We start from the raw sequence: 24,680 nt of genomic DNA on the forward strand, positions 1-24,680 counted from the left end.
ACCCACGGTATGGGCGTCGCAACCCCGCGCCCGGCGAACGTCGGGTGACGGTGTGAGCAACGTCGCGTGGGTACGATCACGATCGTGGCGGACTGGAAGCACGGGCTCCGCCGGGTCCTCTACCCGGCGTACGAGGCGCGGATGCTGCGCCGGATGCCCGACACCATCCCCCAGCACGTCGGCGTGATGCTCGACGGCAACCGCCGCTGGGCGAAGGCCGTGGGCCGCGACACCGCCCACGGGCACCGGGCCGGCGCCGCCAACATCGAGCCGCTCCTCGGCTGGTGCGACGAGGTCGGGATCCAGGTCGTCACCCTCTGGCTGCTCTCGACCGACAACCTCAACCGTCCCGAGCGCGAGCTCGCCCCGCTCCTCGAGATCATCGGCGAGGCGGTCGCGTCGCTGGCCGACCAGCAGAAGTGGCGGATCCACCCCGTGGGCGCCCTCGACCTGCTGCCGGCCGCGACCGCCGAGAAGCTGAAGGCCGCCGAGGAGGCCACCCGCGACGTCGACGGGATGCTGGTCAACGTCGCCGTCGGGTACGGCGGCCGGCGCGAGATCGCCGACGCGGTCCGGTCCCTGCTCCAGGAGGCGGCCGCCCAGGGCAGCTCGCTCGAGGAGCTGGCCGGGGTCATCGACGTCGAGCACATCGCCGAGCACCTCTACACCAAGGGCCAGCCCGACCCCGACCTGGTGATCCGCACGTCCGGGGAGCAGCGGCTCGGCGGGTTCCTGCTGTGGCAGAGCGCCAAGTCGGAGTTCTACTTCTGCGAGGCGTACTGGCCGGAGTTCCGCCGCGTGGACTTCCTGCGCGCCATCCGGGCCTACGCCCAGCGCGAGCGCCGCTTCGGGGCGTAACGCACGGTTCACCCCGCGTTCTGGCGTGTCGCTCCGGAACGACCCGGCCCCCGGCGTACGTTCCCGGTATCGGCGGGTGGGGAAGCCCGCCGTATCGGGAGGCCCGTTCGTGAGACATCACGACTGCACAGCACGACAGCGGTGGCAGCAGCCGCCCTGCCGTGCGGCCGGGAGCCGGCACTCCGGCTCTCGGGCTCGTACCGGTCCGTAGCTCGAACACGGCCGGGGTGGCGAGTGCACGCGCCGGCCTGCGAAGGGGTGTCACCGTGCCGAAGCAGGCTCCGAAGACCCAGGGCTCCGCCTCCACGCCGGCCGCCAAGGCACGGGCTCGCGCGAAAACCGCGCCGACCGTGCGCACCTACGTCCTCGACACCAGCGTGCTGCTCGCCGACCCCGGCGCGATGGGCCGCTTCGAGGAGCACGAGGTGGTGCTCCCGGTCGTGGTGATCACCGAGCTGGAGGGCAAGCGGCACCACCCCGAGCTGGGCTACTTCGCCCGCTCGGCGCTGCGGATGCTGGACGAGCTGCGAGTCACCCACGGACGCCTCGACGAGCCGGTCCCGGTCGGCGAGTTCGGCGGCACCCTGCGCGTCGAGCTGAACCACACCGACCCCGAGTCGCTGCCGTCGGGCTTCCGGCTCGGCGACAACGACACCCGGATCCTCGCCGTCGCCCGCAACCTCGCCAACGAGGGCCACGCGGTCACCCTGGTCTCCAAGGACCTGCCGCTGCGGATCAAGGCCTCGGCGGTCGGCCTGGACGCCGAGGAGTACCGCGCCGAGGGCATCAGCGACTCCGACACCGGCTACTCCGGGATGGCCGAGCTCGAGGTGGCCGCCGCCGACCTCGACGAGCTGTACGACGACGGGGTCGTCGACCTCGAGTCGGCGCGGGACCTGCCCTGCCACACGGGCCTGGTCCTGCTCTCCGAGCGCGGTACGGCGCTGGGCCGGGTCGGCCCCGACAAGCAGGTCCACCTCGTGCGGGGTGACCGGGAGGCGTTCGGCATCCACGGCCGGTCCGCCGAGCAGCGGATCGCGCTGGAGATGCTGCTCGACCCCGACGTCGGGATCGTGTCGCTCGGCGGCCGCGCCGGCACCGGCAAGTCCGCGATGGCGCTGTGCGCCGGGCTCGAGGCGGTGCTCGAGCGCCGCCAGCACCAGAAGGTGGTCGTCTTCCGGCCGCTCTTCGCCGTCGGCGGGCAGGAGCTGGGCTACCTGCCCGGGTCCGAGTCGGAGAAGATGTCGCCCTGGGGACAGGCGGTCTTCGACACCCTCGGCGCGATGACCTCCAAGGACGTCATCGACGAGATCCTCGACCGCGGGATGCTCGAGGTGATGCCGCTGACCCACATCCGGGGCCGCTCGCTGCACGACGCCTTCGTGATCGTCGACGAGGCCCAGTCGCTGGAGCGCAACGTCCTGCTGACCGTCCTCTCGCGCATCGGCGCCAACTCCAAGGTCGTGCTCACCCACGACGTCGCCCAGCGCGACAACCTGCGGGTGGGCCGGCACGACGGCGTGGTGGCGGTGATCGAGAAGCTCAAGGGCCACCCGCTGTTCGCGCACGTCACACTGACCCGCTCCGAGCGCTCGCCGATCGCGGCGCTGGTCACCGAGATGCTGGAGAACGTCACGCTGTAGTCCGAGGTGCTGGCGGCACCGGTCCGGACCGGTCCGGTCGGGCCATCGCCCCGACGGGCGGCACGGTCCTAAGGTCGCGGTGGCCCGACCGTGAGGAGCACCGATGCCGCCAGCACCCCGCCCCCGCCGACGTCCCGTCCGGAACGCGGCCGTCGTGCTCGCACTGGTGGCCTCCGGGCTGCTCACCGCGGGGACCGGCACGGCGTCGGCCGTGGTCGCCGACGACGACCCGAGCACGGCGACCGTCGTCCACCTGCCGCTGAGCGGCCCCTCGTCGGTCACCCTGACCAACGTCGGCGCGACCCGGTCCCCGGACGACCCGTCGTTCTACCTCGGGACCGGTGACGGCAGTCCGGACGACGCCAGCCCGTGCTACGGCGCGGCGTCGGCCTGGTACGAGCTGCGGCTGCCCACGGCGGTCGCCGCCGGCCGGGTGCGGCTCCAGCTCCAGCCCAGCAGCGGGTTCGACGCGGTGCTGACGGTGTTCAAGGCCCAGTCGGCGTCGCCCGACTACGCCACGATCGACCGGGTCGACCCGGTGTTCCCCGCCGCGTCGGTGCGGGCCGGGCAGCCGGGCAACTCGAGCTCGGTGCTCGACTTCGACATGGTCGGCGACGGCCGGCCGTACCTGCTCGCGGTCGCCGGCTGCAACACCGACTTCAGCCACGGCGACAGCGACCCGGGCAACACCGGCACCGTCGCCCTGACGAGCTCCTTCTACCAGCGGGCCGCAGCGGACGCCTTCGCATCGTCGGCGCTCCTGCCCGCCCTCTCGGTCGCCGACGTCCGCACCACCTCGGCCGGCCACGAGGCCGACGAGCCGGTCACCTACGACGGCGACCAGTCCTGCTACGGCGGCCAGAGCATGTGGCTCCACCAGGACCCGCCGGCGGGCACCATGTTCGTGCGCGCCGACCAGCCGGGCTTCCACGGCGTCGTGACCCTGGCGACCGGCGCGCCCGGCACTGCCCTGGGCGACCTCCAGGTCGTGGACCGCGCGGAGTTCGGCGGCGGCGCCGGCACGGGCGAGGCGCACGCCACGGTCGCGAACGGCGCCCGGCTGTGGGTCCGCGTCGAGGCGTGCAACCCCGACGGGGTCCCGATCCTGCCGCTCTCCCAGCTGGGCACCGTCCGACTCCAGGCGGCGTCCTCGGCCGTCCCGGCCAACGACGACTACGCGGACGCGCCGACCCTGGTCGGGCCGAACGTGCCGGTCACCTCCCAGAACGAGCAGGCCTCCTCGGAGCCGGGCGAGGCGCCGGCGGCCGTCGACGTGGGGGCCGACAGCGGTGAGAGCGTGTGGTACCGCTGGACCGTCCCGAGCACCGGCACCTGGTCGGTCGACACCGCGACCAGCCCGTTCAACACCGTCCTCGGGGTCGGCCACCACGTCGCGACCGTCGACCAGTTCGTCCCCGACGTGGCGACGAACGACGACTCGGTGCTCGCCGACGGCACCAGCCAGGTGCAGTTCCACGCGGTCGCCGGCACCGACCTGGTGATCCGGCTCTCCGGGGTGGACGGCGCCGCCGTCAACACCTCGCCCGACGGCGTCTTCAAGCTGTGGGTCAAGAAGGTCCCCGACACCGTCGCCCCGGCGGTCTCGATCGCGTCCCCGAAGGCCGGGGCCAGCGTCCCGGCCGGCACCCGGCTGCGGATCGCGGTGCAGGCGACCGACCGCGACAGCGGGGTCAAGAAGGTCGTGGTCGTGCTGCCCGGCGACGAGGAGCGCACCCTGACCCGCCCCAGCGGCCGGGCCTACCAGGTCACGGTGCCGGTCGAGACCGGCAAGCGGAGGTGGACGTTCTCGGCGTACGCCGTCGACGTGGCCGGCAACCGCTCGGCCCGGGTCGCGCGGACCGTCACCGTCACCCACTGACCCGCCCCCGGCCGGTCGCTCGCGTCGGGGCGTCCGGACCTGGGGAGGCCACGGAGGCCTCTGGTGCTCCTGGTGCTCCTGTGGCCGATGGGACGAGATCTCCTTCACGTCGGCCACGGAAGTCGGCCGTTCGGTTTGCAACCACCGGTCTGGTCAGGCAGGGTGGCCCGTGATCATTTCGTGACCTTTCGCCACTCGGGTGGTTGAGGTCGACGCAGATCCCCCCGTCGTCTACCCGATACCGAGCCCTTGTCGAAACGCACCAAGTACGTTCCGAAGCACCGGCACGCCCCTGAGCGCCCGCTCGTCGAGGCACCGAAGAAGGCACTGAAGAACACCGTGCTGCTCTCCTCGGTGGCCGTCGCCGCGACCGGCGCCGCCGTGTCCGGTGGCGTCCTCAGCTCTCCTGCCGGCGTGTCCGCGGCCGCCGAGGACCTCGGCTCCCAGGTCAGCGCGCCGATCCAGGGCGGGTCGGTGCCCGAGGCCGACCGCGCGCCCGTCGTGTCGCGGTCCTCCGACCGTCGGGACGCGACCGACCCGGCCAAGAAGGCGGCGCTGTCGGTGGCCGGCGGTCCGGCCGTCACCGACCGGGTGGAGCTGTCCGAGGGCGACCCGCGCGACATCGCCCGCGCGCTGATGCCCCAGTTCGGGTTCTCCTCCGACCAGTTCGGCTGCCTGGACTCGCTGTGGATGCGCGAGAGCGGCTGGAACCCCTCGGCCCAGAACGCCTCGTCCGGCGCCTACGGCATCCCGCAGTCCCTGCCGGGCTCCAAGATGGCCTCCGCCGGCGCCGACTGGGCGACGAACCCCGCCACCCAGATCGAGTGGGGCCTGGGCTACATCCGGGACCGCTACGGCAGCCCGTGCGGCGCGTGGGGCCACTCGGAGTCCTACGGCTGGTATTGATCGGAGTCCGCGAAGCGGATCCGATCACTGATGGTGGTCGAGCAAGCCGCGCGACCGAGGAACGAGGTCGCGACCGGCGGGTCGAGACCCGGTGACGCGACAGGCCTCGTCGAGCACGCTCAGGGGTGAGTCATGCTCTCCACGTCGAGCGCCGCGTCGAGCTGCTCCTCGGTGAGCTCGCCGCGCTCGACGTACCCGAGCTTCAGCACGGTCTCGCGGATCGTCGCGCCGTCGGCCAGCGCCTGCTTGGCGACCGTGGCCGCGGCCTCGTAGCCGAGGTGCTTGTTGAGCGGGGTGACGACCGAGGGCGAGGACTCGGCGTACTGCCGCATCCGGGCGGCGTCGGCGGTGATGCCGTCGACGCAGCGCTCGGCGAGGACCCGGGAGGACGCCGCCAGCAGCCGCACCGACTCGAGCACGTTGCGAGCCATCACAGGCATCGCGACGTTGAGCTCGAAGGCGCCGCTGGCCCCGGCGGCCGCGACCGTGGCGTCGTTGCCGAGGACCTGGAAGCAGACCATGAGCGTCGCCTCCGGCAGCACCGGGTTCACCTTGCCGGGCATGATGCTCGAGCCCGGCTGGAGGTCGGGCAGGTGGATCTCGGCGAGCCCGGTGGTCGGGCCGGACGACATCCAGCGCAGGTCGTTGCAGATCTTGGTGAGGCCGACCGCGTAGGTGCGGAGCGCCCCGCTCAGCTCGACGAGCGAGTCGCGGGTGCCCTGCGCCTCGAAGTGGTTGCGTGCCTCGGTGAAGGGCTGGCCGGTCGTCTCGGCCAGCACCGCGATCACGCGCTCGGCGAACCCCGGCGGGGTGTTGATGCCGGTGCCGACCGCCGTGCCGCCCAGCGGCAGCTCGCGGACCCGGGGGAGCACCGACTCGAGCCGCTCGGCGGCGTACCGCACGGTGGCGGCGTACCCCCCGAGCTCCTGGCCGAGCATCACCGGCGTGGCGTCCATGAGGTGGGTGCGGCCCGACTTCACCAGGTGGGCGTACTCCTCGGCCTTGCGCTCCAGGCTGCTCGCCAGCACGTCGAGCGCGGGCAGCAGGTCGCCCGTGACCGCCAGCGTCGCCGCCACGTGGATCGCGGTCGGGAAGGTGTCGTTGCTCGACTGGCTGGCGTTGACGTGGTCGTTGGGGTGGACGTCGGTGCCGGCCCGTGCGGCGAGCGTCGCGATCACCTCGTTGGCGTTCATGTTCGAGCTCGTGCCGGAGCCGGTCTGGAAGACGTCGACGGGGAACTCGGCGTCGTGGCCGCCCTCGACGACCTCGGTCGCCGCCGCGACGATCGCCGCGGCCTGCTCCGGCGCGAGGATGCCGAGCTCGCCGTTGACGGTCGCGGCCGCGGCCTTGACCCGGCCGATCGCGTGGATGAGCGCGGGCTCGATCGGGGTCCCGCTGATCGGGAAGTTCTCGACCGCGCGCTGGGTCTGGGCGCGCCACAAGGCGTCCGCCGGCACGCGGACCTCGCCCATGCTGTCGTGCTCGATCCGGAAGTCGCTCATGCGTCGGACGTTACCCGCGAGACGTAGAGCCAGTACTCCTCGTCGCGGTCCTGCAGCAGCACCTCGCGCCGCAGCGCCTCGGCGTTGCCGAAGACGGTCTTCATCGTCTGCTCGAGCGCGTGCGTCTGGGACGCCGACCAGACGGCCAGGGCGCCGCCGCGGCGCAGCACCCGCCGGGCCGTCTCGAGGAACAGCTCCTCGTAGAGGACGGCGTTCGTGTCGTGGACGAGCTGGTCCGGGCCGTTGTCGACGTCGAGCAGGATCAGGTCGTACGACGCGCGCGGTGCCTCGGCGAGCGCGACCGCGATGTCGGCGACCACCACCGTGACCCGCTGGTCGGCGAGCAGCGCCGGGCCGTGCGGCACGGTACCGTCGCGCATCCAGTCGACGAGGGCCTGCTCGATCTCGACGACCGCGCACTTCTCGACGCGGTGGTCGGCCAGCACCTCGTGCATCGTGAAGCCGAGGCCGAGGCCGCCCACCACGACCGCCCGCGGGTCGGCCACCTGGGCGAGGGCGGCGCTCGCCAGCGCCTGCTCGGTGCTGGTCTCGAGGGTGTCCATCACGAACACCCCGTTCGCCCGGAGCTCGACCGCGGTCGGCGCGTGCTCCTCGCGACGCTCCCGCAGCACCAGCTCGCCGCGCTCGGACTCGGCCCTGGCGATCTCGACGTACTCCACGGGGCGAGCCTACGGATGCCCCGGCTGGTCGGTGGGTCGACCGGGCAGATCGGGGTACTGGTCCACCATGACCGACAACACGCAGGACGAAGGCCAGGTCTCCGAGGTCAGCGGGATGGGTGACCCGGAGCAGCAGGCGCCCGGCGACTCGGTCGCGGGAGCGCCCGACGGCGAGAGCGGCCGTGCGGACGAGGGCCCCACCGGCCCGGACGCCGCCACGTTCGACGAGGACCAGGACCGGCAGCGTCGGAAGGACGATGTCGAGACGACCGGCTGACCGCTGCCGCCCGGCGCCTCCGGACGTCATACGAGCCGGTTGCTCCGGCAGCCGGCCCGCATGACGTCTCGGTGAGACCCGCGCCGGGAGCCGTCCACACCCGCCGGTCGTGACCAGGTCCTCCCCAGCGCTGCGGCCGTCCGTGGACCCGCCCACCGGTGCCGGGGCACGCTCCCGGGATGAACGATCACGTCGAGATCCAGGCGTACCGACGCGACCGACGCGACCGCGGGCTCCGCGCGCTCGCGGATGCCCAGGGGTCGGTCGTGTCGCGCACGCAGCTCTACCGGCTGGGCTACGCCCGTGGTGAGGTGCGGGCACAGGTGCGGGCGCGGCGCTGGCGGTCGCTGGGGCGGCACTGCCTCGTCCTGCACACCGGCCCGCTGCCCCACGGCGCGCGGCACTGGGCCGCGGTGCTGGAGGGTGGGCCGCGGGCGCTGGTCGACGGGGACTCGGCCCTCGTGCTCGCCGGTCTCGAGCACTACACGCCCGAGCTGATCCGGGTGTCGGTGCCGCGGGGTGCTCGGGTCCGGCACCGGGGGACTGCGGTCGACATCCGGCAGACGCGGAGGTGGGCGCCGGACGACGTCGTGCCCGGCGGCGTCCCGCGGACCCGCCCGGCCGTCGCGGCGGTCCGCGCCGCCCTCTGGGCCCGCTCGGACCGGCAGGCCACGCTGCTCCTCACCATGGCCGTGCAGCAGGGGGTCGTGACCACGGAGGACCTGGCCGGGGAGCTCCTCCGGGTCCGCCGCGACAAGCGACGCCTCCTGCTCCACGAGGTCGTCCTCGAGCTGATGGGCGGCATCCGGTCGCTGAACGAGCTCGACGTGGTGCGCGGGTGTCGGCAGCGTGGTCTGCCCGAGCCGGACAAGCAGGTGTGCCGCCGTACGTCGAGCGGCACCTACTACCTCGACTTCCGCTGGCGGCGCTGGAAGGTCGTGGTCGAGGTCGACGGCATCCAGCACGCCTGGGCGGTCAACCTGGTCGGCGACGCGCTGCGGCACAACCGGCTCGCGATCGACGGAGACCTGGTGCTGCGGCTCCCCGTCCTGGGTCTGCGCGCCCAGCCCGACGCGTTCTTCGACCAGATCGCCGAGGCGCTCCGTTCCGCCGGCTGGAACCCGTTGCGCTTCCCCGCTGCCTGACCGACGCGATCCCGGCGTCCGGGCTGGGTCGCGGGCGGCTGTCCGGACGTCATACGGGGTGGTCGTCGGCGGAGCCGGTTCGTACGACGTCCCCGGGGCGCGCGGGTGGGACGTCATGCGGGGTGGTCGTCGGGGGAGCCGGTTCGTATGACGTCCCGGGGGCCGGGTGGGACGTCATGCGGGGTGGTCGCTCGCGCAGCCGGTTCGTACGACGTTCCCGAGGAGGCGGGTGGGACGTCATGCGAGGTGGTCGTCGGGGGAGCCGGTTCGTATGACGTCCCGGCGGCCGGGTGGGAAGCGAGGGGCTACTCGGCCGAGCGCACCCGGATGCCGGAGACGGGGACGGTCACGGTGCCCGAGGGGTCGGTGAAGAAGTCGTTGCCCTTGTCGTCGACGACGATGAACGCCGGGAAGTCCTCGACCTCGATCTTCCAGACCGCCTCCATGCCGAGCTCGGGGTACTCCAGCACCTCCTGGCTCTTGATGCAGTCCTGGGCGAGCCGGGCGGCGGGTCCGCCGATCGAGCCGAGGTAGAAGCCGCCGTGGGCGTGGCAGGCCTCGGTGACGACCTTCGAGCGGTTGCCCTTGGCCAGCATCACCATGGAGCCGCCGGCGGCCTGGAAGTCTGCGACGTAGGAGTCCATCCGACCGGCGGTCGTCGGCCCGAACGAGCCCGAGGCCATGCCGGCCGGCGTCTTCGCGGGGCCGGCGTAGTAGACCGGGTGGTCGCGGAGGTACGCCGGCATCTCCTCGCCCGCGTCGAGCCGCTCCTTGATCTTGGCGTGCGCGATGTCGCGCGCCACCACCAGCGGTCCCGTGAGCGAGAGCCGGGTCTTGACCGGGTACTGCGAGAGCTGGGCGAGGATCTCCGACATCGGCCGGTTCAGGTCGACCTCGACCACCTCGCCGCCCGCGATGTCCTCGGCCACGCCGGCGTCGGGCATGTAGTGCGCCGGGTCGGTCTCGAGCTGCTCGAGGAAGACGCCCTCGGCGGTGATCTTGCCCAGCGCCTGCCGGTCCGCCGAGCACGACACCGCGATCGCCACCGGGCAGGAGGCGCCGTGCCGGGGGAGCCGCACCACCCGGACGTCGTGGCAGAAGTACTTCCCGCCGAACTGCGCACCGATGCCGAAGGACTGCGTCAGCTCGAAGACCTGCTGCTCCAGCTCGAGGTCGCGGAAGCCGTGGGCGTCCATCGACCCCGACGTCGGCAGGTTGTCGAGGTAGTGCGCCGAGGCGTACTTCGCGGTCTTGAGCGCGAACTCCGCCGACGTGCCGCCGATCACCACCGCGAGGTGGTACGGCGGGCAGGCAGCCGTGCCGAGCGAGCGGATCTTCTCGTCGAGGAACTGCAGCAGCCGCTGCGGGTTGAGGACCGCCTTGGTCTCCTGGAAGAGGAACGACTTGTTCGCCGAGCCGCCGCCCTTGGCCATGAACAGGAACTTGTACTCGGGCGCCCCGTGCGACGGCGTCGAGTAGATCTCGATCTGCGCCGGCAGGTTGGTCCCGGTGTTCTTCTCGTCGTACGTCGTCAGCGGAGCCAGCTGGGAGTAGCGCAGGTTGAGCTTCGTGTAGGCGTCGTACACGCCGCGCGAGATCGCCTCACCGTCGTCGGCGCCGGTGAGCACGCCCTCGGACTTCTTGCCCATCACGATCGCGGTGCCGGTGTCCTGGCACATCGGCAGCACGCCGCCCGCGGAGATGTTGACGTTCTTCAGCAGGTCGAGCGCCACGAAGCGGTCGTTCCCGGAGGCCTCCGGGTCGTCGATGATTTTGCGGAGCTGGGCGAGGTGCGCGGGGCGCAGGTAGTGCGCGATGTCGTGCATGGCCTCCGCGGTCAGCCGCTGGATCGCCTCGGGCTCGACCCGGAGGAAGGTCCGCCCGTCCGCCTCGAAGGTCGAGACGCCCTCGGTGGTCACCAGCCGGTACGGCGTGTCGTCCGCGCCGGTCGGGAGGAGGTCGGAGTACCGGAACTCGGCGGGGTTCGTGGGGGCTGTGCTCACGAATCCTCAGGGTAGTCCGCCGACTACGCTGGCCGGCATGGAGGGACCGCTGGAGCCCGACCCGACCCGGATGCGCATCTCGGACGCCGACCGGCACCGGGTCGCCGAGATCCTCCGCGACGCGGCCGGCGAGGGCCGGCTGGACCTCGCCGAGCTCGACCAGCGGCTGGAGGCGACGTACGCCGCGCGGACCTTCGCCGACCTGGTGCCGATCACCGACGACCTGCCGGCCGGTACGGCGGCGCAGCGCCCGCAGCGCGCGCCCGACGCGGCGGCGGCCCTGGCGCCGCCCGAGCGGCACGTGGCGATCTTCGGGAGCCTGGACCGCCGGGGTGCCTGGACCGTCCCCCAGCGGATGTCGGTGTTCACGATGATGGGCGGCGCCGAGCTCGACCTGCGGGGCGCGAGCTTCGCCGCACCCGAGGTGACGATCACCGTCAACTGCTTCATGGGCGGTGCCCAGATCACCGTGCCGCCGCACGTGAACGTGGTGGTCGAGGGGACCGGGATCATGGGCGGCTACTCCGGCCCCGGCACTCGGGTGCCGGCTGCCCTGGACGTGGACTCGCCGACGGTCCGCGTGCGGGGCGTCGCGATCTGGGGAGGTGTCTCGGTCCAGCGCAAGCGCCCCCGCTGACCCGCGGCGGCCGGTCGTCCCGCACGGCGAGCCGAGTGCACAAAGTCAATCAAATTAGTGCAGTATTCGGTGGTGACCTCTCGGCTACTCCTCGGCTCGGGCTTGATGGCGGCCCTCGTCCTGTCCCTGGTGCTGGGCCTCCAGCTCGCCACCCCTCCGGCCACCTCCATCCCGCCCGAGCGCTCGGCGCCGGCGCCGGACCGGCCGAACGTGGTGCTGGTGATCATGGACGACTTCTCCCTCGAGCTGCTCTCGACGATGCGCGCGGGACAGCAGATGCGCCGCGACGGCGCCGAGTTCGTCAACGCCTTCGTCGTCGACTCCCTGTGCTGCCCGTCGCGGGCCGCGACCCTGACCGGCCTCCCGCCCCACCTCAACGGGGTCCGCACCAACACCGCGGCCGGGCCCGGGAGGCCGCAGGGCGGCTACCGGGCGTTCCGCCGGCACGGCGACCAGGCGCACACCGTCAACGTCGCGCTGCACCGCAGCGGCTACCGCACCGGCTTCGTCGGCAAGTTCATGAACGAGTACGAGCCGGTGGGCGGCCGGCTCCCGCTGGTCCCCGGCTGGGACGACTTCGAGGCGGTCGTGAGCGGGGGCTACCGCGAGTGGGACTTCGACCGGACCACCCGCGAGGGCGACCGCCTGGTCCTCCACCACGTGCCGCGTCCCCCGGCCGCGGCCAGCCGGGAGCGCAAGGACCGCGGGTACGCGACGAACGTGATCGCGCGCCGCACGCTGCGCCTCGTGCACGACTACGAGGCCGGGGACCGCCCCTACTTCCTCTACGTCGCGCCGTACGGGCCGCACGCCCGCGTCGGCGGCCCGGCCTGGCCCGGGGACTCCCACTACCCGGCAGCGCTGCGGGACCGGCCGCGTCCCGGACAGCCGAACGGGAGCTGCGGGCCGCGCCGCTGCCGGTCGCTCACGGTGCGCGACCTCCCGGGGTTCGGGGACTCGCCGAGGGACAACGCGCCGACCTACGTGACGCCGGGCAGCGCCAGCCGTCCCGCGGCCTCCTGGCGACGTTCGAGCCACCCGATGGGCCGGGCGAGGGCCGAGCGGCTGCTGCGCGACCGGGCGCGGATGGTCCAGTCGATCGACCGCATGGTCGCCCGCCTGCGCAGCGCCGTCGGTCCGGACACCTACCTCGTCCTCACCTCCGACAACGGCTTCCACCTCGGCCAGCACGGGCTCGCGGGCGGGAAGGGGACGCCGTACGACTCCGACGTGCACGTGCCGCTCCTCGTCACCGGTCCCGGCGTGGTCCCCGGTCCGCGCCCCGTCGTCACGACCAACCTGGACCTGGCGCCGACCATCGAGGCGCTGGCCGGCGCGCCGGCCAGCGGAGCGCGCGCGGGCACCAGCCTGGTCCCGTCGCTGCGTGACCCCGGCGCGAGCCGAGCGTCCTACGCGTTCGTCGAGCACACCCACGGGCCGGTCGTCCCCGGTGAGCCCGACGCCGATGCCGGGACGGGCGGCCGGCTGGACGCCATTCCGTCGTACGTCGCCGTGCGCAGCACCCGCGGCCTGCTGGTCCGGCTGGACATGGACCAGTCGTGGCGCGGCACGCGGTACGCCTGGGAGCTCTACGACTACCGGCGCCTCTCGTGGGAGCGGCGCAACGTCTACGCCACCCACCGCGACGACCCGTGGGTGCGCGACCTCCGGCGCCGGCTGCTGGCGTGGGTGGACTGCGCGCCCAGCACCTGCCGGGAGCTGACCCGCTGATGTGAGGCCTAGGTGTGTGACTGACGAACCCTCATGACAGCGGGTCTGCGGCTTTCTGTCGTAGGCGTTCGTATGGTGTTTGGCCGCCGAGTGCGCCGTGTGGGCGATCGTAGTTGTAGTAGTCCTCCCACTCCTGGAGTCGGGTTTCGAAGAGACGGGCGTCGTCGATGACCTCGCCCTCGAGGAGTCGGTAGAACTCCTCGGAGTCGATGCGGTGGGACCTCTCCACCTTGCCGTTGAGGCGTGGTGTCCGGGGCTTAATCTTGATGTGTCCGATGCCCTTGTCGATCAGGTGCCAGTGAAACGTTGAGCCGAACTCCTGGCCGTTGTCGGTCTGGACCTGGTCGACGGCGAACGGCAGCTTCGACAAGACGTGGTCGATGAATGCGATCGCGGTCTTCTGGTCATTGCGTGGGTAGGCGCGAAGGACGCGGAGCCGGGTGCAGTCGTCGATGGCGGTGTACTGGTAGTACCGCTTCTTGCGTCCCTTCTGGCCGAGCGGCTCGATGAACTTCACGTCGACCTGCAGCTGGTGGCCGGGTCGCTGCTTCTCGTAGCGCTTCCAGCGGGTCTCGCGTCGCTTGTAGCGCTGTGAGGCCGGCAGCCGGTTCACACCGGCCTTGTGCAGGATCCTCCACACACCTGAGGGGCTGATCTTGATCTGGTGGTACCGCTCCAGGTACATCGCGATCTTCTGTGGCCCGAAGTGGTAGCGCTGGCGCAGCCACAGGATCTTCTCCACCACCTCGGCTTGGGTCGCCCTGGGCGAGTTGTGCGGTGCGCACGAGCGATCCTTCAGGCCCTCGAACCCCTCGTCCTCGTATCGCTTGAGCCACTTGTAGTAGCAGGTTCGACTGATGCCGTAGTAGCGGCAGGTGGCCGAGACGCTGCCGCTGACTTCCTCGACGTGATTGAGCACCGCGAGCTTGTGCTTTGCCCGCCGCTCCAGTTCTCGTTCTGTCACGAGGGTCTCCTAGGGATAAGAGACCCGAACTGTCAACGACGTCCGTCAGTTCTAGACCTAGGCGGGGGCCGCCTCGGGCATCTCGGTCTGCTCGGCGCGGGTGGGGATCCGGCCGGCGTGCTCCCGGTCGACGGTGAGGTTCTCCCCGGTGGCGGGGTCGAACAGGTGCATCTTCGAGCCGTCGACCCAGATCTCGGCCTCCTCGCCCTCCCGGATCCGGCTGGAGCCGTCGAGGGACACCACCAGCTGGGTGTGGAGGGACTCGCCGTCGAGGTCGCGCTCGAGCTGGCGCAGCTGCTCCTCGACCTCCGGCGGGGCCTCGAACGGGATGTAGGCGTAGGTCTCGTTGCCGAGCCACTCGACGACGTCGACCGTCGCCCGGAAGGTCGAGCCCGGAGCGTGGTCGTTCTTCACCGAGGCGTCCTCGAAGTGCTCGGGGCGGATGCCGGCCATCAGCAGGCCCTTGCCCTCGGCCTTCGCGGCCTTCTCGGGCGGCAGCTCGACGCTGCCGAAGGGCAGCTTCGCCGAGGTGCCCTCGATGGTCACGGGCAGGAAGTTCATCGGCGGCGACCCGATGAATCCGGCCACGAACAGGTTGCCGGGGTTCTCGTAGAGCTCCCGCGGGGTGGCCAGCTGCTGCAGCAGCCCGCGCTTGAGCACGGCGACCCGGTCGCCGAGCGTCATCGCCTCGGTCTGGTCGTGGGTGACGTAGACGGTGGTGATGCCGAGCCGCTTCTGCAGCCGGGCGATCTCGGTGCGCATCTGGCCGCGCAGCTTGGCGTCGAGGTTCGACAGCGGCTCGTCGAAGAGGAACGCGTCGGCCTCGCGGACGATCGCGCGGCCCATGGCGACCCGCTGACGCTGGCCGCCCGAGAGGTTGCCGGGCTTGCGCTCGAGGTGCTCCTCGAGCTCGAGCGTCTTGGCGGCGTCGCGGACCTTGCGGTCGACCTCGTCGTCCTTCTCCTTGGCCAGGCGCAGCGGGAACGCGATGTTCTCGTAGACCGTCAGGTGCGGGTAGAGCGCGTAGTTCTGGAAGACCATCGCCAGGTTGCGGTCGCGCGGGGCGAGGTCGTTGACCCGCTTGTCGCCGATCATCATGTCGCCGGAGGTGATGTCCTCCAGCCCCACGATCATCCGCAGCAGCGTGGACTTCCCGCAGCCGGACGGACCGACGAGGATCATGAACTCGCCGTCCTGGACGTCGATGCTGACGTCGTTCACGGCGGGGAAGCCGTCGCCGTACATCTTGACGATGTTCTTCATGTCGATGGCAGACACTCAGGTCACCCCTTCACGGCGCCGGAGGTGAGGCCGGCGACGATCTTTCGCTGGAAGAGCAGGACGATGATGATGATCGGCACCGTGACCACCACGGAGGAGGCGGCCAGGAGGCCGTACGGCGGGTTGAACGGGTCGGGTCCGACGAAGTAGGACAGCTGGGCCGGGACGGTCCTCGACTTCGTCGTCGAGGTCAACGAGATCGCGAGCACGAACTCGTTCCAGGCGAAGAAGAACGTCAGGATCGCGGCGGTGAACACGCCCGGCGCGGCCAGCGGCACGATCACCTTGCGGAACGCCTGCCACGAGGTGGCGCCGTCCACCTGGGCGGCCTGCTCCATCTCCCACGGGATCTCTCGGAAGAAGGCGGAGAGGGTCCAGATCGCCAGCGGCAGCGTGAAGGACATGTAGGGGATGATCAGGCCCGGCCAGGTGTTGAACAGGCCGAGCGTCCGCCACAGGTCGAACAGCGGCCCGACCAGCGCGACCACCGGGAACATCGCGATCGCCAGGGCGAGCGAGAGCACGAAGCGCTTGCCCTTGAACTCGAGGCGAGCGATGGCGTAGGCCGCCAGCGTCGCGAAGATCACCGCGAGGAAGGTCGCGATCAACGCGACCCCGAACGAGTTGCGCAGGGCGTCGAGGAAGTCCTGGTGGGTGTTCTCCTGGCCCGGCGTCACGGTGCCGAAGCCGAGGATGTCGCGGAAGTTCTGCAGGGTCCAGGTCTTGGGCAGGAACTGGGCGCTTCCGGCCGCGGTCTCGCCGGGGCCCTTGAAGGACAGCGAGATGATCCAGGCCACCGGCAGGAGGCACCAGACCAGGATCACGACGAAGCCGATCCAGGTCCCGACCTGGTTGCGGGTCTTGGACGCAGCCATCACGCCTCACCCCTCGCCTGGGCCAGGTCGACGCGGAACAGCTTCACGATCAGCCAGGCCAGCAGCAGCACGGTGAGGAAGAGCAGCACCGAGAGCGCCGAGCCCAGCCCCAGCTGGAACTGCGCGATCACCTGCCGGTAGGTCAGGAACGACGAGGACTCGGTGTCCTGGGCGCCCCGGGTCATCACGAAGATGTTGTCGAAGATGCGGAACGCGTCGAGCGCCCGGAACAGCACGGCGACCATGATCGCCGCCCGCATGTTCGGGAGGATCACCTTCCAGAGCCGCTGCCACCAGGTGGCGCCGTCCACCTCGGCGGCCTCGATCATGTCCTCGGACACCTGCGAGAGACCGGCCAGCAGGAGCAGCGCCATGAACGGCGTGGTCTTCCAGATCTCGGAGACCATGATCGCGAACATCGCCGGCCAGTGGCTCCCGAACCAGTTGGTGTCCGGGCTGATCCAGGGCAGCCAGCTGAACCAGGCGTTCACGAAGCCGTTGTTGAGGCTGAACGCGAACTGCCAGGCGTACGCCGACACCACGGTGATGATGCCGTAGGGGATGAGGATCGAGGTCCTGATCGCACCGCGGGCGAAGACGATGCGGTGCATGACCATCGCGAACGCGAACCCGATGACCAGCTCGACCGCCACGGTCACCACCATGATGATCACCGTGTTCAGCGTGTCCTGCCAGAAGAGCGAGTCGGTCAGCACCGTCGCGTAGTTGCCCAGCCCGACGAACGACTTGTCGTCCGGTGTGGTCAGCCGGTAGCGGAACAGCGAGAGGTAGATCGCCTGGATCATCGGCCACGCGGTGACCAGCAGCATGACGACCACGGCCGGCGCCACGAGCTTCAGCCCGAGGCGGTTCTCCGCTCGTGAGCGGTCGCTGGCGACCGGCCGCTTCTTGCCGGCGGGGGGCGCGGCTGCGGCCGTCGCGGTTGCGGTGCTCACAACAGGCTCCTTCCGTGGAGGACGTTGTCGATGAAGGTCTGCGACGTCGCGGGTGTCGAGGAGCTGACGCCCGAGGCCGGGTGCCAGGTCGACTGGATCCCGCCGGAGATGTCGCTCCAGTACGGCGTGACCGTGCGGGGCGCCGCGTTGTCGAGGCTCTCCTGGAAGAGCTGGAGCAGGTCCTCGGGGTAGATCTTCTGCAGCGCGTCGCCGTTGGCCGCGTAGCCCGCCTCGCTGGCCGGCATGTTGCCGGTGATCTCGGCGTTGACCTCCTGGTTCTCCGGGCTGGTGATGCACTCGACGGCCGCCATCGCCTCGTCGACGTGCGTGGAGTAGGAGCTGACGCCGAGCCCGATGCCGCCGTACGGCGGCCGGGAGTCCTCGCCGGCGACGGTCTGGGGGTAGCGGGTGTAGCCGATGTCCTTGTTGAACCCGGGGTCGTTGCCCTCGTAGTTGTTCCAGATGTAGGTCCAGTTGACCATGAACGCGCCCTGGGCCCCGCCGAAGGTGGTGCCCGCCTGGCCCTCCTGGGCGACCGACAGGTCGGCGGGAGCAGCCGCCGAGTGGGCGAGCTTCTCGATGACCTTGGCTGCGTCGTCGCCGGCCTCGGAGTCGATCTCGAGCTTCATGTCGAGGCCCTTCTCCGTGTCGGTGGCGATCTCGCCGCCGGCGCCGGAGATCAGGGCGTTGATCCAGACGACGTAGCCCTCGTACTTGTTGGCCTGCACCGCGACCTTGCCGCCGTTCTTGGCCGCCGCGTCGATGACCTGGTCCCAGGTCACCGGCTGGCTCATGTCGATCCCGGCCTTCTCGACGAAGGACTTGCGGTACCAGAGCACCTGCGTGTTGGACCAGAACGGCGCCACGACCATCTGGCCGTCCCAGGTCGCCGCGTCGGTCGCGCCCTGGAAGGACTGCTCCTTCAGCTTGTCCTGGAGGTCCTGGGGCAGCGGGGCGAGGAAGTCGGCGTTGGCGAACTCCGCGGTGAACGGCGGGTCGATGCTCATGATGTCGATGCCGGAGTCGTGGGCGGCCAGCCGTCGCGCCAGCTGGATCCGCTGCTCGTTGGCGTCCTGCGGGAGCACCTGCGTGGTGATCGTGTAGTCGTCGGTGCTGCAGTTGGCGGCCACCTTGGCCTGGCCGCCGGAGTCGGGGTTGATGTACCAGACGAGCTGGGTCTTGCCGTCCTGTGCGCTCGCGGAGCACGCGGCCAGCAGGCCCGTCGCGCACAGCGCTGCTGCGGTTGCGGCGATCGACCGCCGGGCCCGAGACATGGGGGCTCCCCTCCGTTGTGTTCCAGGTCACAAGTGCCCGCCTGGGAGGGGCCGAAACCTCGGTCGTCCAGACCACCGGCATCGGCCAGCCACCGCCTCCGGCCCGGGGTAGTGTGACCGCACTCACCTTTACGACGGATCGTCCGGCACGTACCTGCCGGTGAAGGAGTTGTTGAAGCATGGCCACAGTCAGGTTCGAAGAGGCGCAGCGCTGGTACCCCGGCGCCGACAAGCCGGCGGTCCCGGGCATCTCGCTCGAGATCGAGGACGCGGAGTTCATGGTCCTGGTCGGACCCTCCGGGTGCGGCAAGTCCACCACCCTGCGGATGCTCGCGGGGCTGGAGGAGGTCAACAAGGGCAAGATCTTCATCGGCGACCGCGAGATCACCCGGCTGCCTCCCAAGGACCGGGACATCGCGATGGTGTTCCAGAACTACGCGCTCTACCCGCACATGTCGGTCGCGGACAACATGGCGTTCTCGCTCAAGATGGCCAAGGTCCCGACCGAGGAGCGCAACAAGCGCGTCCAGGAGGCGGCCCGGATCCTCGGCCTGACCGACTACCTCGAGCGGAAGCCGAAGGCGCTCTCGGGCGGTCAGCGGCAGCGCGTCGCGATGGGCCGCGCGATCGTCCGGCAGCCGCAGGTCTTCTGCATGGACGAGCCGCTGTCGAACCTCGACGCCAAGATGCGCGTGCAGACCCGCACCGACATCGCCAAGCTCCAGTCCGACCTCGGCGTCACCACGGTCTACGTGACCCACGACCAGGTCGAGGCGATGACGATGGGTGACCGGGTCGCGGTGATGAAGGACGGCTACCTCCAGCAGGTCGACTCCCCGCTCGCGCTCTACGACCGGCCGGTCAACCTGTTCGTGGCCGGCTTCATCGGTTCGCCGCAGATGAACCTGATCGAGGCGAAGGCCGAGAACGGCCAGGCCAAGATCGGCAACTACCTGGTGCCGGTCGACCCGGCGGCGGCCCAGAAGATGACCGGCAACATCACCGTGGGCGTCCGTCCGGAGGCCTGGCGCGTGGTCGGCAACAGCGAGGACGGGCTCCCCGTCCAGGTCACGGTCGTCGAGGACCTCGGTGCCGATGCCTTCGTCTACGGCACGTGCGACGTCGAGGGCACGCCGAGCAACATCATCATCCGGGTCAGCGGGCGCGACCACGTCCAGAAGGGCGAGACGATGTACGTCACGACCGACCCGACCAACGTGCACGTGTTCGACACCGACACCGGGGACCGCCTCAGCGAGTGACCGGTCGCCGGTCGAGCCCGCCGGGCTCGACGGGACCGCGCGAGTGGTGCAGGGCGGTGACCCCCGGGTCGCCGCCCTGCGTCACGTCCGGGCCCGGTCTGCGGTCCGACGGATGGCGGCGACGATCGTGTCGTAGAGCTCCTCGGGCAGGTCGTGGCCCATGCCGTTGACCAGCAGCAGCTCGGCGCCGGGGATCGCGGCCGCCGTCGCCCGGCCGCCCGAGACGTGCACCATCTTGTCCGCCGTCCCGTGGATCACCAGCGTGGGGACGCGGACGCCACGCAGCCGGGCGCCGCGGCTGGGTTGGGTGAGCACGGCCAGCATCTGCCGCAGCACGCCGTTGGTGCTCACCCCGCGGTCGTAGGTCTCGGCGGCCCGCTGCTCGACCTCCTCGCGGCTCTCGGGGTACGCCGGCGAGCCGATCAGCTTCCACAGGTCGGCGCTGGAGCGGATGTACGCCTCGCGGCCGGGCTTGCGCGCGGCCATCAGCGAGCGCAGCAGCGAGGGGTGCTGCCACCCGACGGAGCGCTTGCCGGTGGTCGACATGATGCTCGTGAGCGTGCGCAGCCGCTCAGGATGGGTGATCGCCATCGTCTGGACGATCATGCCGCCCATCGAGATGCCGGCGACGTGCGCCGTGCCCAGGCCGAGGTGGTCCATCAGCCCGAACGCGTCGTCGGCCAGGTCGCCGATGCCGTAGGGCGCCTTGACCCGACGACCCGCGAACGCCCGCACCAGGGTGGACCGGGCGACCCGACCGCGCAGGAGCGTCGAGCGGCCGGTGTCGCGGTTGTCGTACCGGACGACGTAGAAGCCCGCCCGGGCCAGCGCGGTGCAGAAGTCGGGGTCCCACCACGTCATCGGACCCCCGAGCCCCATCACCAGCAGCAGCGGCTCGTCGGTGGGGTCGCCGAACGTCTGGTAGCACAGCTCGATGCCACGTCCGACCGGTGCGAACAGCTCCTCGGACACGACGACGGGTGTCTGGACCGCCGCCGTCCTCGGGCGTGCCGCGACGTCGTCCTGGGTAGATCTGCTGCGAGGTGCCACCACCCGACCAGTCAATCAGCCTCCGTGATCGTGCGACAGAGAAAGGGACGGTCAATGACCGAAGCCATCGGCGATTCCCCGGACATCGTCCCCTCCGGAACGTAACGTGGATCACATGTCGTCCACGACGCTGGCGGACTTCCTGCTGCCGCACGGGTTCTCGATGCCCCACCCGGCAGCGGTCCTGCGCGAGGGCAGCGCCGCGACCGAGCTCGGCCGCTACGCCTGGCGGGCCGCCACGGAGCGACGGACCCGGCGCGCGACGCCGTACGCCGCCCGCCCCGTGCGCCACGGCGACCCGGTGCTGCTGGTCCCCGGCTTCCTCGCCGGCGACGGCACCCTCGGCCTGATGAGTCGCTCCCTGCGACAGCAGGGGTTCCGGACCTACCGGTCGCACATCCTGTCCAACGTGGGCTGCACCCTGAACGCCGCCGCGCAGCTGGAGGCGCGGCTGGAGTCGATCGCGATCCGCCGTGGCACCCGCGTGCAGATCATCGGCCACAGCCTGGGCGGGATGCTGGCTCGCGGCGTCGCCGTGCGGCGGCCGGACCTGGTCTCCAACATCGTCACGATGGGCAGCCCGATGCTCGCGCCGGGGGCGCACCACGTCTCGCTCGCGGCTACCGTCGACCTGCTGGTCCGGCTGAGCCGCGCCGGCATCCCCGGGCTGATGTCGGAGGAGTGCGTGCGCGGCGCGTGCGCCGAGCAGAGCTTCGGCGACAGCCGGCGGCCCGTCCCGGACGGGGTCGGCTTCACCGCGATCTACTCCCGCCGCGACGGCATCGTCGACTGGCGCGCCTGCGTGGACCCGCTCGCGCGAGCCGTCGAGGTGACCGCGTCGCACCTCGGCATGGCCTTCGACCCGCGCGTGGTCGACGCAGTCAGCGGTGCGCTGGTGCGCAGCGACGTCTCAGCTGTCGAAGTCGATCGCGGCGAAAGCGCGTAGCTTCTGCAGCTGGTGCTCGGAGGTGATCGACCGGATCGTGCCGCTGCGCGAGCGCATCACCAGCGAGTGCGTGGTGGCGCCGCCACCGCGGTAGCGCACCCCGCGCAGCAGCTCGCCGTCGGTGATCCCGGTGGCCACGAAGAAGCAGTCGTCCCCGGTGACCAGGTCGTCGGTGCTCAGGACGTGGTCGGGGCTGAGGTCGTGGCCGGCGTCGAGCGCCCGCTGCCGCTCGTCGTCGTCCTGCGGCCAGAGCCGGCCCTGGATGACGCCGCCGAGCGACTTCATCGCGCACGCGGCGATGATGCCCTCCGGGGTGCCGCCGACGCCGAGCAGCAGGTCGATGCCGGTCTCGGGGCGGGCGACCATGATCGCGCCGGCGACGTCGCCGTCGCTGATGAACTTGATCATCGCGCCGGTCGCGCGGATCTCGTCGACGAGCTGGGCGTGCCGCGGGCGGTCGAGCAGCACGACGGTGACGTCGGAGGGCCGCTTGCCCTGCGCCTTCGCGACCTGGTGGATGTTCTCGGAGACGGGGTAGCGGATGTCGACCACGTCCGCGGCCTCGGCTCCGGCGACCAGCTTCTCCATGTAGAAGACCGCGGAGGGGTCGTACATCGAGCCGCGGGGCGAGACCGCCATGACCGAGACGGCGTTGGTCATCCCCTTGGCGGTCAGCGTGGTGCCGTCGATCGGGTCGACGGCGACGTCGCACTCGGGCCCGGTGCCGTCGCCGACCTGCTCGCCGTTGTAGAGCATGGGGGCGTTGTCCTTCTCGCCCTCGCCGATCACGACCGTGCCGTTCATGCCGATCGTCGAGATCATCACGCGCATCGCGTTGACCGCGACGCCGTCGGCGCCGTTCTTGTCGCCGCGGCCCACCCAGCGGCCGGCGGCCATCGCTGCGGCCTCGGTGACCCGGACCAGCTCGAGTGCCAGGTTGCGGTCGGGGGACTCGGGTGACACTGACAGCGGAGGCATGACTGGACTCTACCGATGCTGAGGCGGCCTAGGTCCGGTAGACGGTGACCTCGCTCGCCTTCACGGAGAAGACGGCCGGCGTGCCGGGAGCGAGGTCCAGGTCGGCGGCCGACCGGACCGTGATGTCGGCGGCCAGGTGCCCGGCCCGCACCCGCACCTGGTCGCCGCGCGGCTCCAGCTCGGTCACGACGACGGGCAGGCTGTTGCGCGGGCTGCCGCCCGGAGCGGCGCGGAACACCGCGACCGCGCCGGGGCGGAACACCGCGACGGCCGCCTCGCCGGACGCAGGGACCGGACCGGCCGGCAGCCCGGTCACGGCGACCCCGTCCTGGCCGACGACCGCTCCGTCGCGCCACCGGCCCGCGACCAGGTTGAGCCCCGCGATCCGGGCGGCGAAGGCGCTGTGCGGCCGCTCCAGCACGTCGGCGGTCGGACCGGACTCCGCGATCCGGCCGTCCTCGAGGACCACGACCCGGTCGGCGAGCAGCAGCGCGTCGAGGACGTCGTGGGTCACGAGCACGACGGTGCGATCGGCGAGCACGCGGCGCAGCGTCTGCCGCAGCGCCGGCAGCACCCCGACGTCGAGGGCGGCCATCGGCTCGTCCAGGAGGAGCAGCCGGGGGTCGGCAGCGAGGGCGCGCGCGACGGCGACGCGCTGCGCCTGGCCGCCGGAGAGCTGGCCGGGCCGCCGGTCCGCGAGGTCGGCGACGTCGACCTCGGCGAGCCAGCGCTCGGCGGTGTCGCGCGCCGTCCGACGGCCGGCGCCGCGGCTGCGCGGCCCGAACCCGACGTTCGCCCGGACGTCGAGGTGGGGGAACAGCAGCGGCTCCTGGGCGAGGAGCGCCACCTGGCGGTCGTGCGGCGGGACCATCGTGCCGGGTCCGGTGAGCTCGCGGCCGTCGAGGACCACCCGCCCGGAGTCGGGGCGGAGGAGCCCGGCGAGCACCGCCAGCACCGAGGACTTCCCGGCGCCGTTCGGACCCAGGAGGGCGAGCGTCTCGCCGTCGGCCACCTCCAGCGCCACGTCGAGGCCGCGGTCGCCGACGACCGTCTCGACCTCCAGGCTCACAGCGCGCTCCGGCCCTGCCGCGCGAACCCGATCACGAGGACCGCCACGATCACGAGCACCAGCGACAGCGCGACGGCCGCGTCGACGTCGGTCTCGCGGAGCTGGTAGATCTCCAGCGGCAGGGTCCGGGTGACCCCCTGGAGGCTGCCCGCGAAGGTGATCGTCGCGCCGAACTCACCGAGCGAGCGCGCGAAGGCGAGCACGGCTCCCGAGACGAGCCCCGGCAGCACCAGCGGCAGCGTGACCCGGCGGAAGACCGTGGTCGGTCCCGCCCCGAGCGAGGCCGCCACCACGTCGTACCGCTGCCCGGCGGTGCGCAGCGCCCCCTCGAGGCTGACGACCAGGAAGGGCATCGCGACGAAGGTCTGCGCCATCACCACCGCGGTGGTCGAGAACGCCACCTGGATCCCGAGGACGTCGAGCTCGTGCCCGAGCAGGCCGTGGCGCCCGAAGGTGTAGAGCAGCGCGATGCCGCCCACGACCGGCGGGAGCACGAGGGGCAGCAGCACCAGCGACCGCAGGACGCCCTGGCCGGGGAAGGTGGTGCGCGCCAGCACCATCGCGAGCGGGGTCCCGAGCAGCACGCACAGCAGGGTGCTCAGCGACGAGGTCCGCAGGCTCAGCCAGAGTGCGTCCTGCGCCGCCGGCGAGGTGACCAGCTCCGGGAACGACGCCCAGTCCACGCGCGCGACCAGGGCGACGAGCGGGAGCAGCACGAACGCCGCCCCGACGGTCGCGGGCACCCAGAGCCAGCGCGGGAGCAC

At 71.5% G+C, this 24,680-nt stretch carries 22 protein-coding genes; 10 read left to right on the top strand and 12 right to left on the bottom strand.

The window, feature by feature from the left end; genetic code table 11:
- Positions 1-84: 84 nt before the first annotated feature.
- The 4 genes from ACILQ5_RS04665 to ACILQ5_RS04680 all read left to right on the top strand — a co-directional run bounded on the left by ACILQ5_RS04665 (position 85) and on the right by ACILQ5_RS04680 (position 5,286).
- Positions 85-858: an isoprenyl transferase gene (locus ACILQ5_RS04665; RefSeq protein WP_395656950.1), complete on the top strand. Its 774-nt coding sequence runs from the start codon at positions 85-87 to the stop codon at positions 856-858.
- 401 nt (positions 859-1,259) lie between these two features.
- The gene (locus tag ACILQ5_RS04670) at positions 1,260-2,501 is read left to right on the top strand and encodes a PhoH family protein (protein WP_395656951.1); all 1,242 of its coding nucleotides are present in this window, start codon (positions 1,260-1,262) and stop codon (positions 2,499-2,501) included.
- Between the two features lie 154 nt (positions 2,502-2,655).
- Entirely contained in the window at positions 2,656-4,380 is a 1,725-nt protein-coding gene (locus tag ACILQ5_RS04675; RefSeq protein WP_395656805.1) for an Ig-like domain-containing protein, read from the top strand.
- Positions 4,381-4,629: 249 nt separating this feature from the next.
- On the top strand, positions 4,630-5,286 hold the full coding sequence (locus ACILQ5_RS04680; protein WP_395656806.1) for a transglycosylase SLT domain-containing protein: 657 nt from the start codon (positions 4,630-4,632) through the stop codon (positions 5,284-5,286).
- Positions 5,287-5,405: 119 nt separating this feature from the next.
- Here ACILQ5_RS04680 and ACILQ5_RS04685 read toward each other — a convergent pair whose 3' ends face one another.
- Complete coding sequence (locus ACILQ5_RS04685; RefSeq protein WP_395656807.1) at positions 5,406-6,788, bottom strand: class II fumarate hydratase; 1,383 nt, start codon at positions 6,786-6,788, stop codon at positions 5,406-5,408.
- A complete protein-coding gene (locus ACILQ5_RS04690) occupies positions 6,785-7,468 on the bottom strand; it encodes a spermidine synthase (RefSeq protein ID WP_395656808.1) in 684 nt (227 codons plus the stop codon). The genes ACILQ5_RS04685 and ACILQ5_RS04690 overlap by 4 nt, the downstream gene beginning before the upstream one ends.
- Before the next feature lie 67 nt (positions 7,469-7,535).
- Here ACILQ5_RS04690 and ACILQ5_RS04695 point away from each other — a divergent pair, with 67 nt between their 5' ends.
- Positions 7,536-7,745, top strand: coding sequence for a hypothetical protein (locus ACILQ5_RS04695; protein WP_395656809.1), 210 nt, complete (start codon positions 7,536-7,538; stop codon positions 7,743-7,745).
- 179 nt (positions 7,746-7,924) lie between these two features.
- On the top strand, positions 7,925-8,890 hold the full coding sequence (locus ACILQ5_RS04700; RefSeq protein WP_395656810.1) for a DUF559 domain-containing protein: 966 nt from the start codon (positions 7,925-7,927) through the stop codon (positions 8,888-8,890).
- 305 nt (positions 8,891-9,195) lie between these two features.
- On the opposite strand, the gene ACILQ5_RS04705 is transcribed toward ACILQ5_RS04700, so the two are convergent.
- The gene (locus tag ACILQ5_RS04705) at positions 9,196-10,893 is read right to left on the bottom strand and encodes a fumarate hydratase (RefSeq protein ID WP_395656811.1); all 1,698 of its coding nucleotides are present in this window, start codon (positions 10,891-10,893) and stop codon (positions 9,196-9,198) included.
- A 37-nt stretch (positions 10,894-10,930) separates the two neighbouring features.
- Here ACILQ5_RS04705 and ACILQ5_RS04710 point away from each other — a divergent pair, with 37 nt between their 5' ends.
- Together ACILQ5_RS04710 and ACILQ5_RS04715 are read left to right on the top strand one after the other, a co-directional pair.
- Positions 10,931-11,530: a DUF1707 domain-containing protein gene (locus tag ACILQ5_RS04710; RefSeq protein ID WP_395656812.1), complete on the top strand. Its 600-nt coding sequence runs from the start codon at positions 10,931-10,933 to the stop codon at positions 11,528-11,530.
- A gap of 72 nt (positions 11,531-11,602) precedes the next feature.
- Positions 11,603-13,261, top strand: a complete 1,659-nt coding sequence (locus ACILQ5_RS04715; RefSeq protein ID WP_395656813.1) for a sulfatase-like hydrolase/transferase — start codon at positions 11,603-11,605, stop codon at positions 13,259-13,261.
- Positions 13,262-13,292: 31 nt separating this feature from the next.
- Here ACILQ5_RS04715 and ACILQ5_RS04720 read toward each other — a convergent pair whose 3' ends face one another.
- The 5 genes from ACILQ5_RS04720 to ACILQ5_RS04740 all read right to left on the bottom strand — a co-directional run bounded on the left by ACILQ5_RS04720 (position 13,293) and on the right by ACILQ5_RS04740 (position 18,611).
- Positions 13,293-14,210, bottom strand: coding sequence for an IS481 family transposase (locus ACILQ5_RS04720; RefSeq protein ID WP_395656952.1), 918 nt, complete (start codon positions 14,208-14,210; stop codon positions 13,293-13,295).
- A gap of 72 nt (positions 14,211-14,282) precedes the next feature.
- Positions 14,283-15,503: an ABC transporter ATP-binding protein gene (locus tag ACILQ5_RS04725; RefSeq protein WP_395656814.1), complete on the bottom strand. Its 1,221-nt coding sequence runs from the start codon at positions 15,501-15,503 to the stop codon at positions 14,283-14,285.
- A 5-nt stretch (positions 15,504-15,508) separates the two neighbouring features.
- Positions 15,509-16,381, bottom strand: coding sequence for a carbohydrate ABC transporter permease (locus tag ACILQ5_RS04730; RefSeq protein WP_395656953.1), 873 nt, complete (start codon positions 16,379-16,381; stop codon positions 15,509-15,511).
- On the bottom strand, positions 16,381-17,337 hold the full coding sequence (locus ACILQ5_RS04735; protein ID WP_395656815.1) for a carbohydrate ABC transporter permease: 957 nt from the start codon (positions 17,335-17,337) through the stop codon (positions 16,381-16,383). Before ACILQ5_RS04735 ends, ACILQ5_RS04730 begins: the two co-directional genes overlap by 1 nt.
- Positions 17,334-18,611 carry an extracellular solute-binding protein gene (locus ACILQ5_RS04740; protein WP_395656816.1) on the bottom strand — a complete coding sequence of 426 codons (1,278 nt, stop codon included), beginning with the start codon at positions 18,609-18,611 and terminating at the stop codon, positions 17,334-17,336. Before ACILQ5_RS04740 ends, ACILQ5_RS04735 begins: the two co-directional genes overlap by 4 nt.
- A 179-nt stretch (positions 18,612-18,790) precedes the next feature.
- Here ACILQ5_RS04740 and ACILQ5_RS04745 point away from each other — a divergent pair, with 179 nt between their 5' ends.
- Complete coding sequence (locus ACILQ5_RS04745) at positions 18,791-19,873, top strand: ABC transporter ATP-binding protein (protein WP_395656817.1); 1,083 nt, start codon at positions 18,791-18,793, stop codon at positions 19,871-19,873.
- 81 nt (positions 19,874-19,954) lie between these two features.
- On the opposite strand, the gene ACILQ5_RS04750 is transcribed toward ACILQ5_RS04745, so the two are convergent.
- The gene (locus ACILQ5_RS04750; RefSeq protein WP_395656818.1) at positions 19,955-20,845 is read right to left on the bottom strand and encodes an alpha/beta fold hydrolase; all 891 of its coding nucleotides are present in this window, start codon (positions 20,843-20,845) and stop codon (positions 19,955-19,957) included.
- A 193-nt stretch (positions 20,846-21,038) separates the two neighbouring features.
- On the opposite strand from ACILQ5_RS04750, the gene ACILQ5_RS04755 reads away from it, so the two are divergent.
- The gene (locus ACILQ5_RS04755; protein WP_395656819.1) at positions 21,039-21,869 is read left to right on the top strand and encodes an esterase/lipase family protein; all 831 of its coding nucleotides are present in this window, start codon (positions 21,039-21,041) and stop codon (positions 21,867-21,869) included.
- On the opposite strand, the gene glpX is transcribed toward ACILQ5_RS04755, so the two are convergent.
- From glpX to ACILQ5_RS04770, 3 genes are read right to left on the bottom strand one after another with little or no spacing between them, the layout of a single operon-like run.
- Positions 21,834-22,847 carry a class II fructose-bisphosphatase gene (gene glpX / locus ACILQ5_RS04760; protein ID WP_395656820.1) on the bottom strand — a complete coding sequence of 338 codons (1,014 nt, stop codon included), beginning with the start codon at positions 22,845-22,847 and terminating at the stop codon, positions 21,834-21,836. The genes ACILQ5_RS04755 and glpX overlap by 36 nt on opposite strands.
- A 28-nt stretch (positions 22,848-22,875) precedes the next feature.
- Positions 22,876-23,916, bottom strand: a complete 1,041-nt coding sequence (locus ACILQ5_RS04765; protein ID WP_395656821.1) for a sulfate/molybdate ABC transporter ATP-binding protein — start codon at positions 23,914-23,916, stop codon at positions 22,876-22,878.
- Positions 23,913-24,680 carry an ABC transporter permease gene (locus ACILQ5_RS04770; RefSeq protein WP_395656822.1) on the bottom strand — a complete coding sequence of 256 codons (768 nt, stop codon included), beginning with the start codon at positions 24,678-24,680 and terminating at the stop codon, positions 23,913-23,915. The genes ACILQ5_RS04765 and ACILQ5_RS04770 overlap by 4 nt, the downstream gene beginning before the upstream one ends.

This window comes from Nocardioides sp., assembly GCF_044226305.1.
In the GTDB taxonomy this organism is placed as follows: domain Bacteria; phylum Actinomycetota; class Actinomycetes; order Propionibacteriales; family Nocardioidaceae; genus Nocardioides.

What these genes read in the sequence shown, in the direction of transcription:
- glpX (WP_395656820.1), bottom strand. Translation starts at nt 22,847, where the DNA reads ATGCCTCCGCTGTCAGTGTCACCCGAGTCCCCCGACCGCAACCTGGCA.
- ACILQ5_RS04745 (WP_395656817.1), top strand. Translation starts at nt 18,791, where the DNA reads ATGGCCACAGTCAGGTTCGAAGAGGCGCAGCGCTGGTACCCCGGCGCC.
- ACILQ5_RS04700 (WP_395656810.1), top strand. Translation starts at nt 7,925, where the DNA reads ATGAACGATCACGTCGAGATCCAGGCGTACCGACGCGACCGACGCGAC.
- ACILQ5_RS04710 (WP_395656812.1), top strand. Translation starts at nt 10,931, where the DNA reads ATGGAGGGACCGCTGGAGCCCGACCCGACCCGGATGCGCATCTCGGAC.
- ACILQ5_RS04670 (WP_395656951.1), top strand. Translation starts at nt 1,260, where the DNA reads ATGGGCCGCTTCGAGGAGCACGAGGTGGTGCTCCCGGTCGTGGTGATC.
- ACILQ5_RS04740 (WP_395656816.1), bottom strand. Translation starts at nt 18,611, where the DNA reads ATGTCTCGGGCCCGGCGGTCGATCGCCGCAACCGCAGCAGCGCTGTGC.
- ACILQ5_RS04685 (WP_395656807.1), bottom strand. Translation starts at nt 6,788, where the DNA reads ATGAGCGACTTCCGGATCGAGCACGACAGCATGGGCGAGGTCCGCGTG.
- ACILQ5_RS04755 (WP_395656819.1), top strand. Translation starts at nt 21,039, where the DNA reads ATGTCGTCCACGACGCTGGCGGACTTCCTGCTGCCGCACGGGTTCTCG.
- ACILQ5_RS04695 (WP_395656809.1), top strand. Translation starts at nt 7,536, where the DNA reads ATGACCGACAACACGCAGGACGAAGGCCAGGTCTCCGAGGTCAGCGGG.
- ACILQ5_RS04730 (WP_395656953.1), bottom strand. Translation starts at nt 16,381, where the DNA reads ATGGCTGCGTCCAAGACCCGCAACCAGGTCGGGACCTGGATCGGCTTC.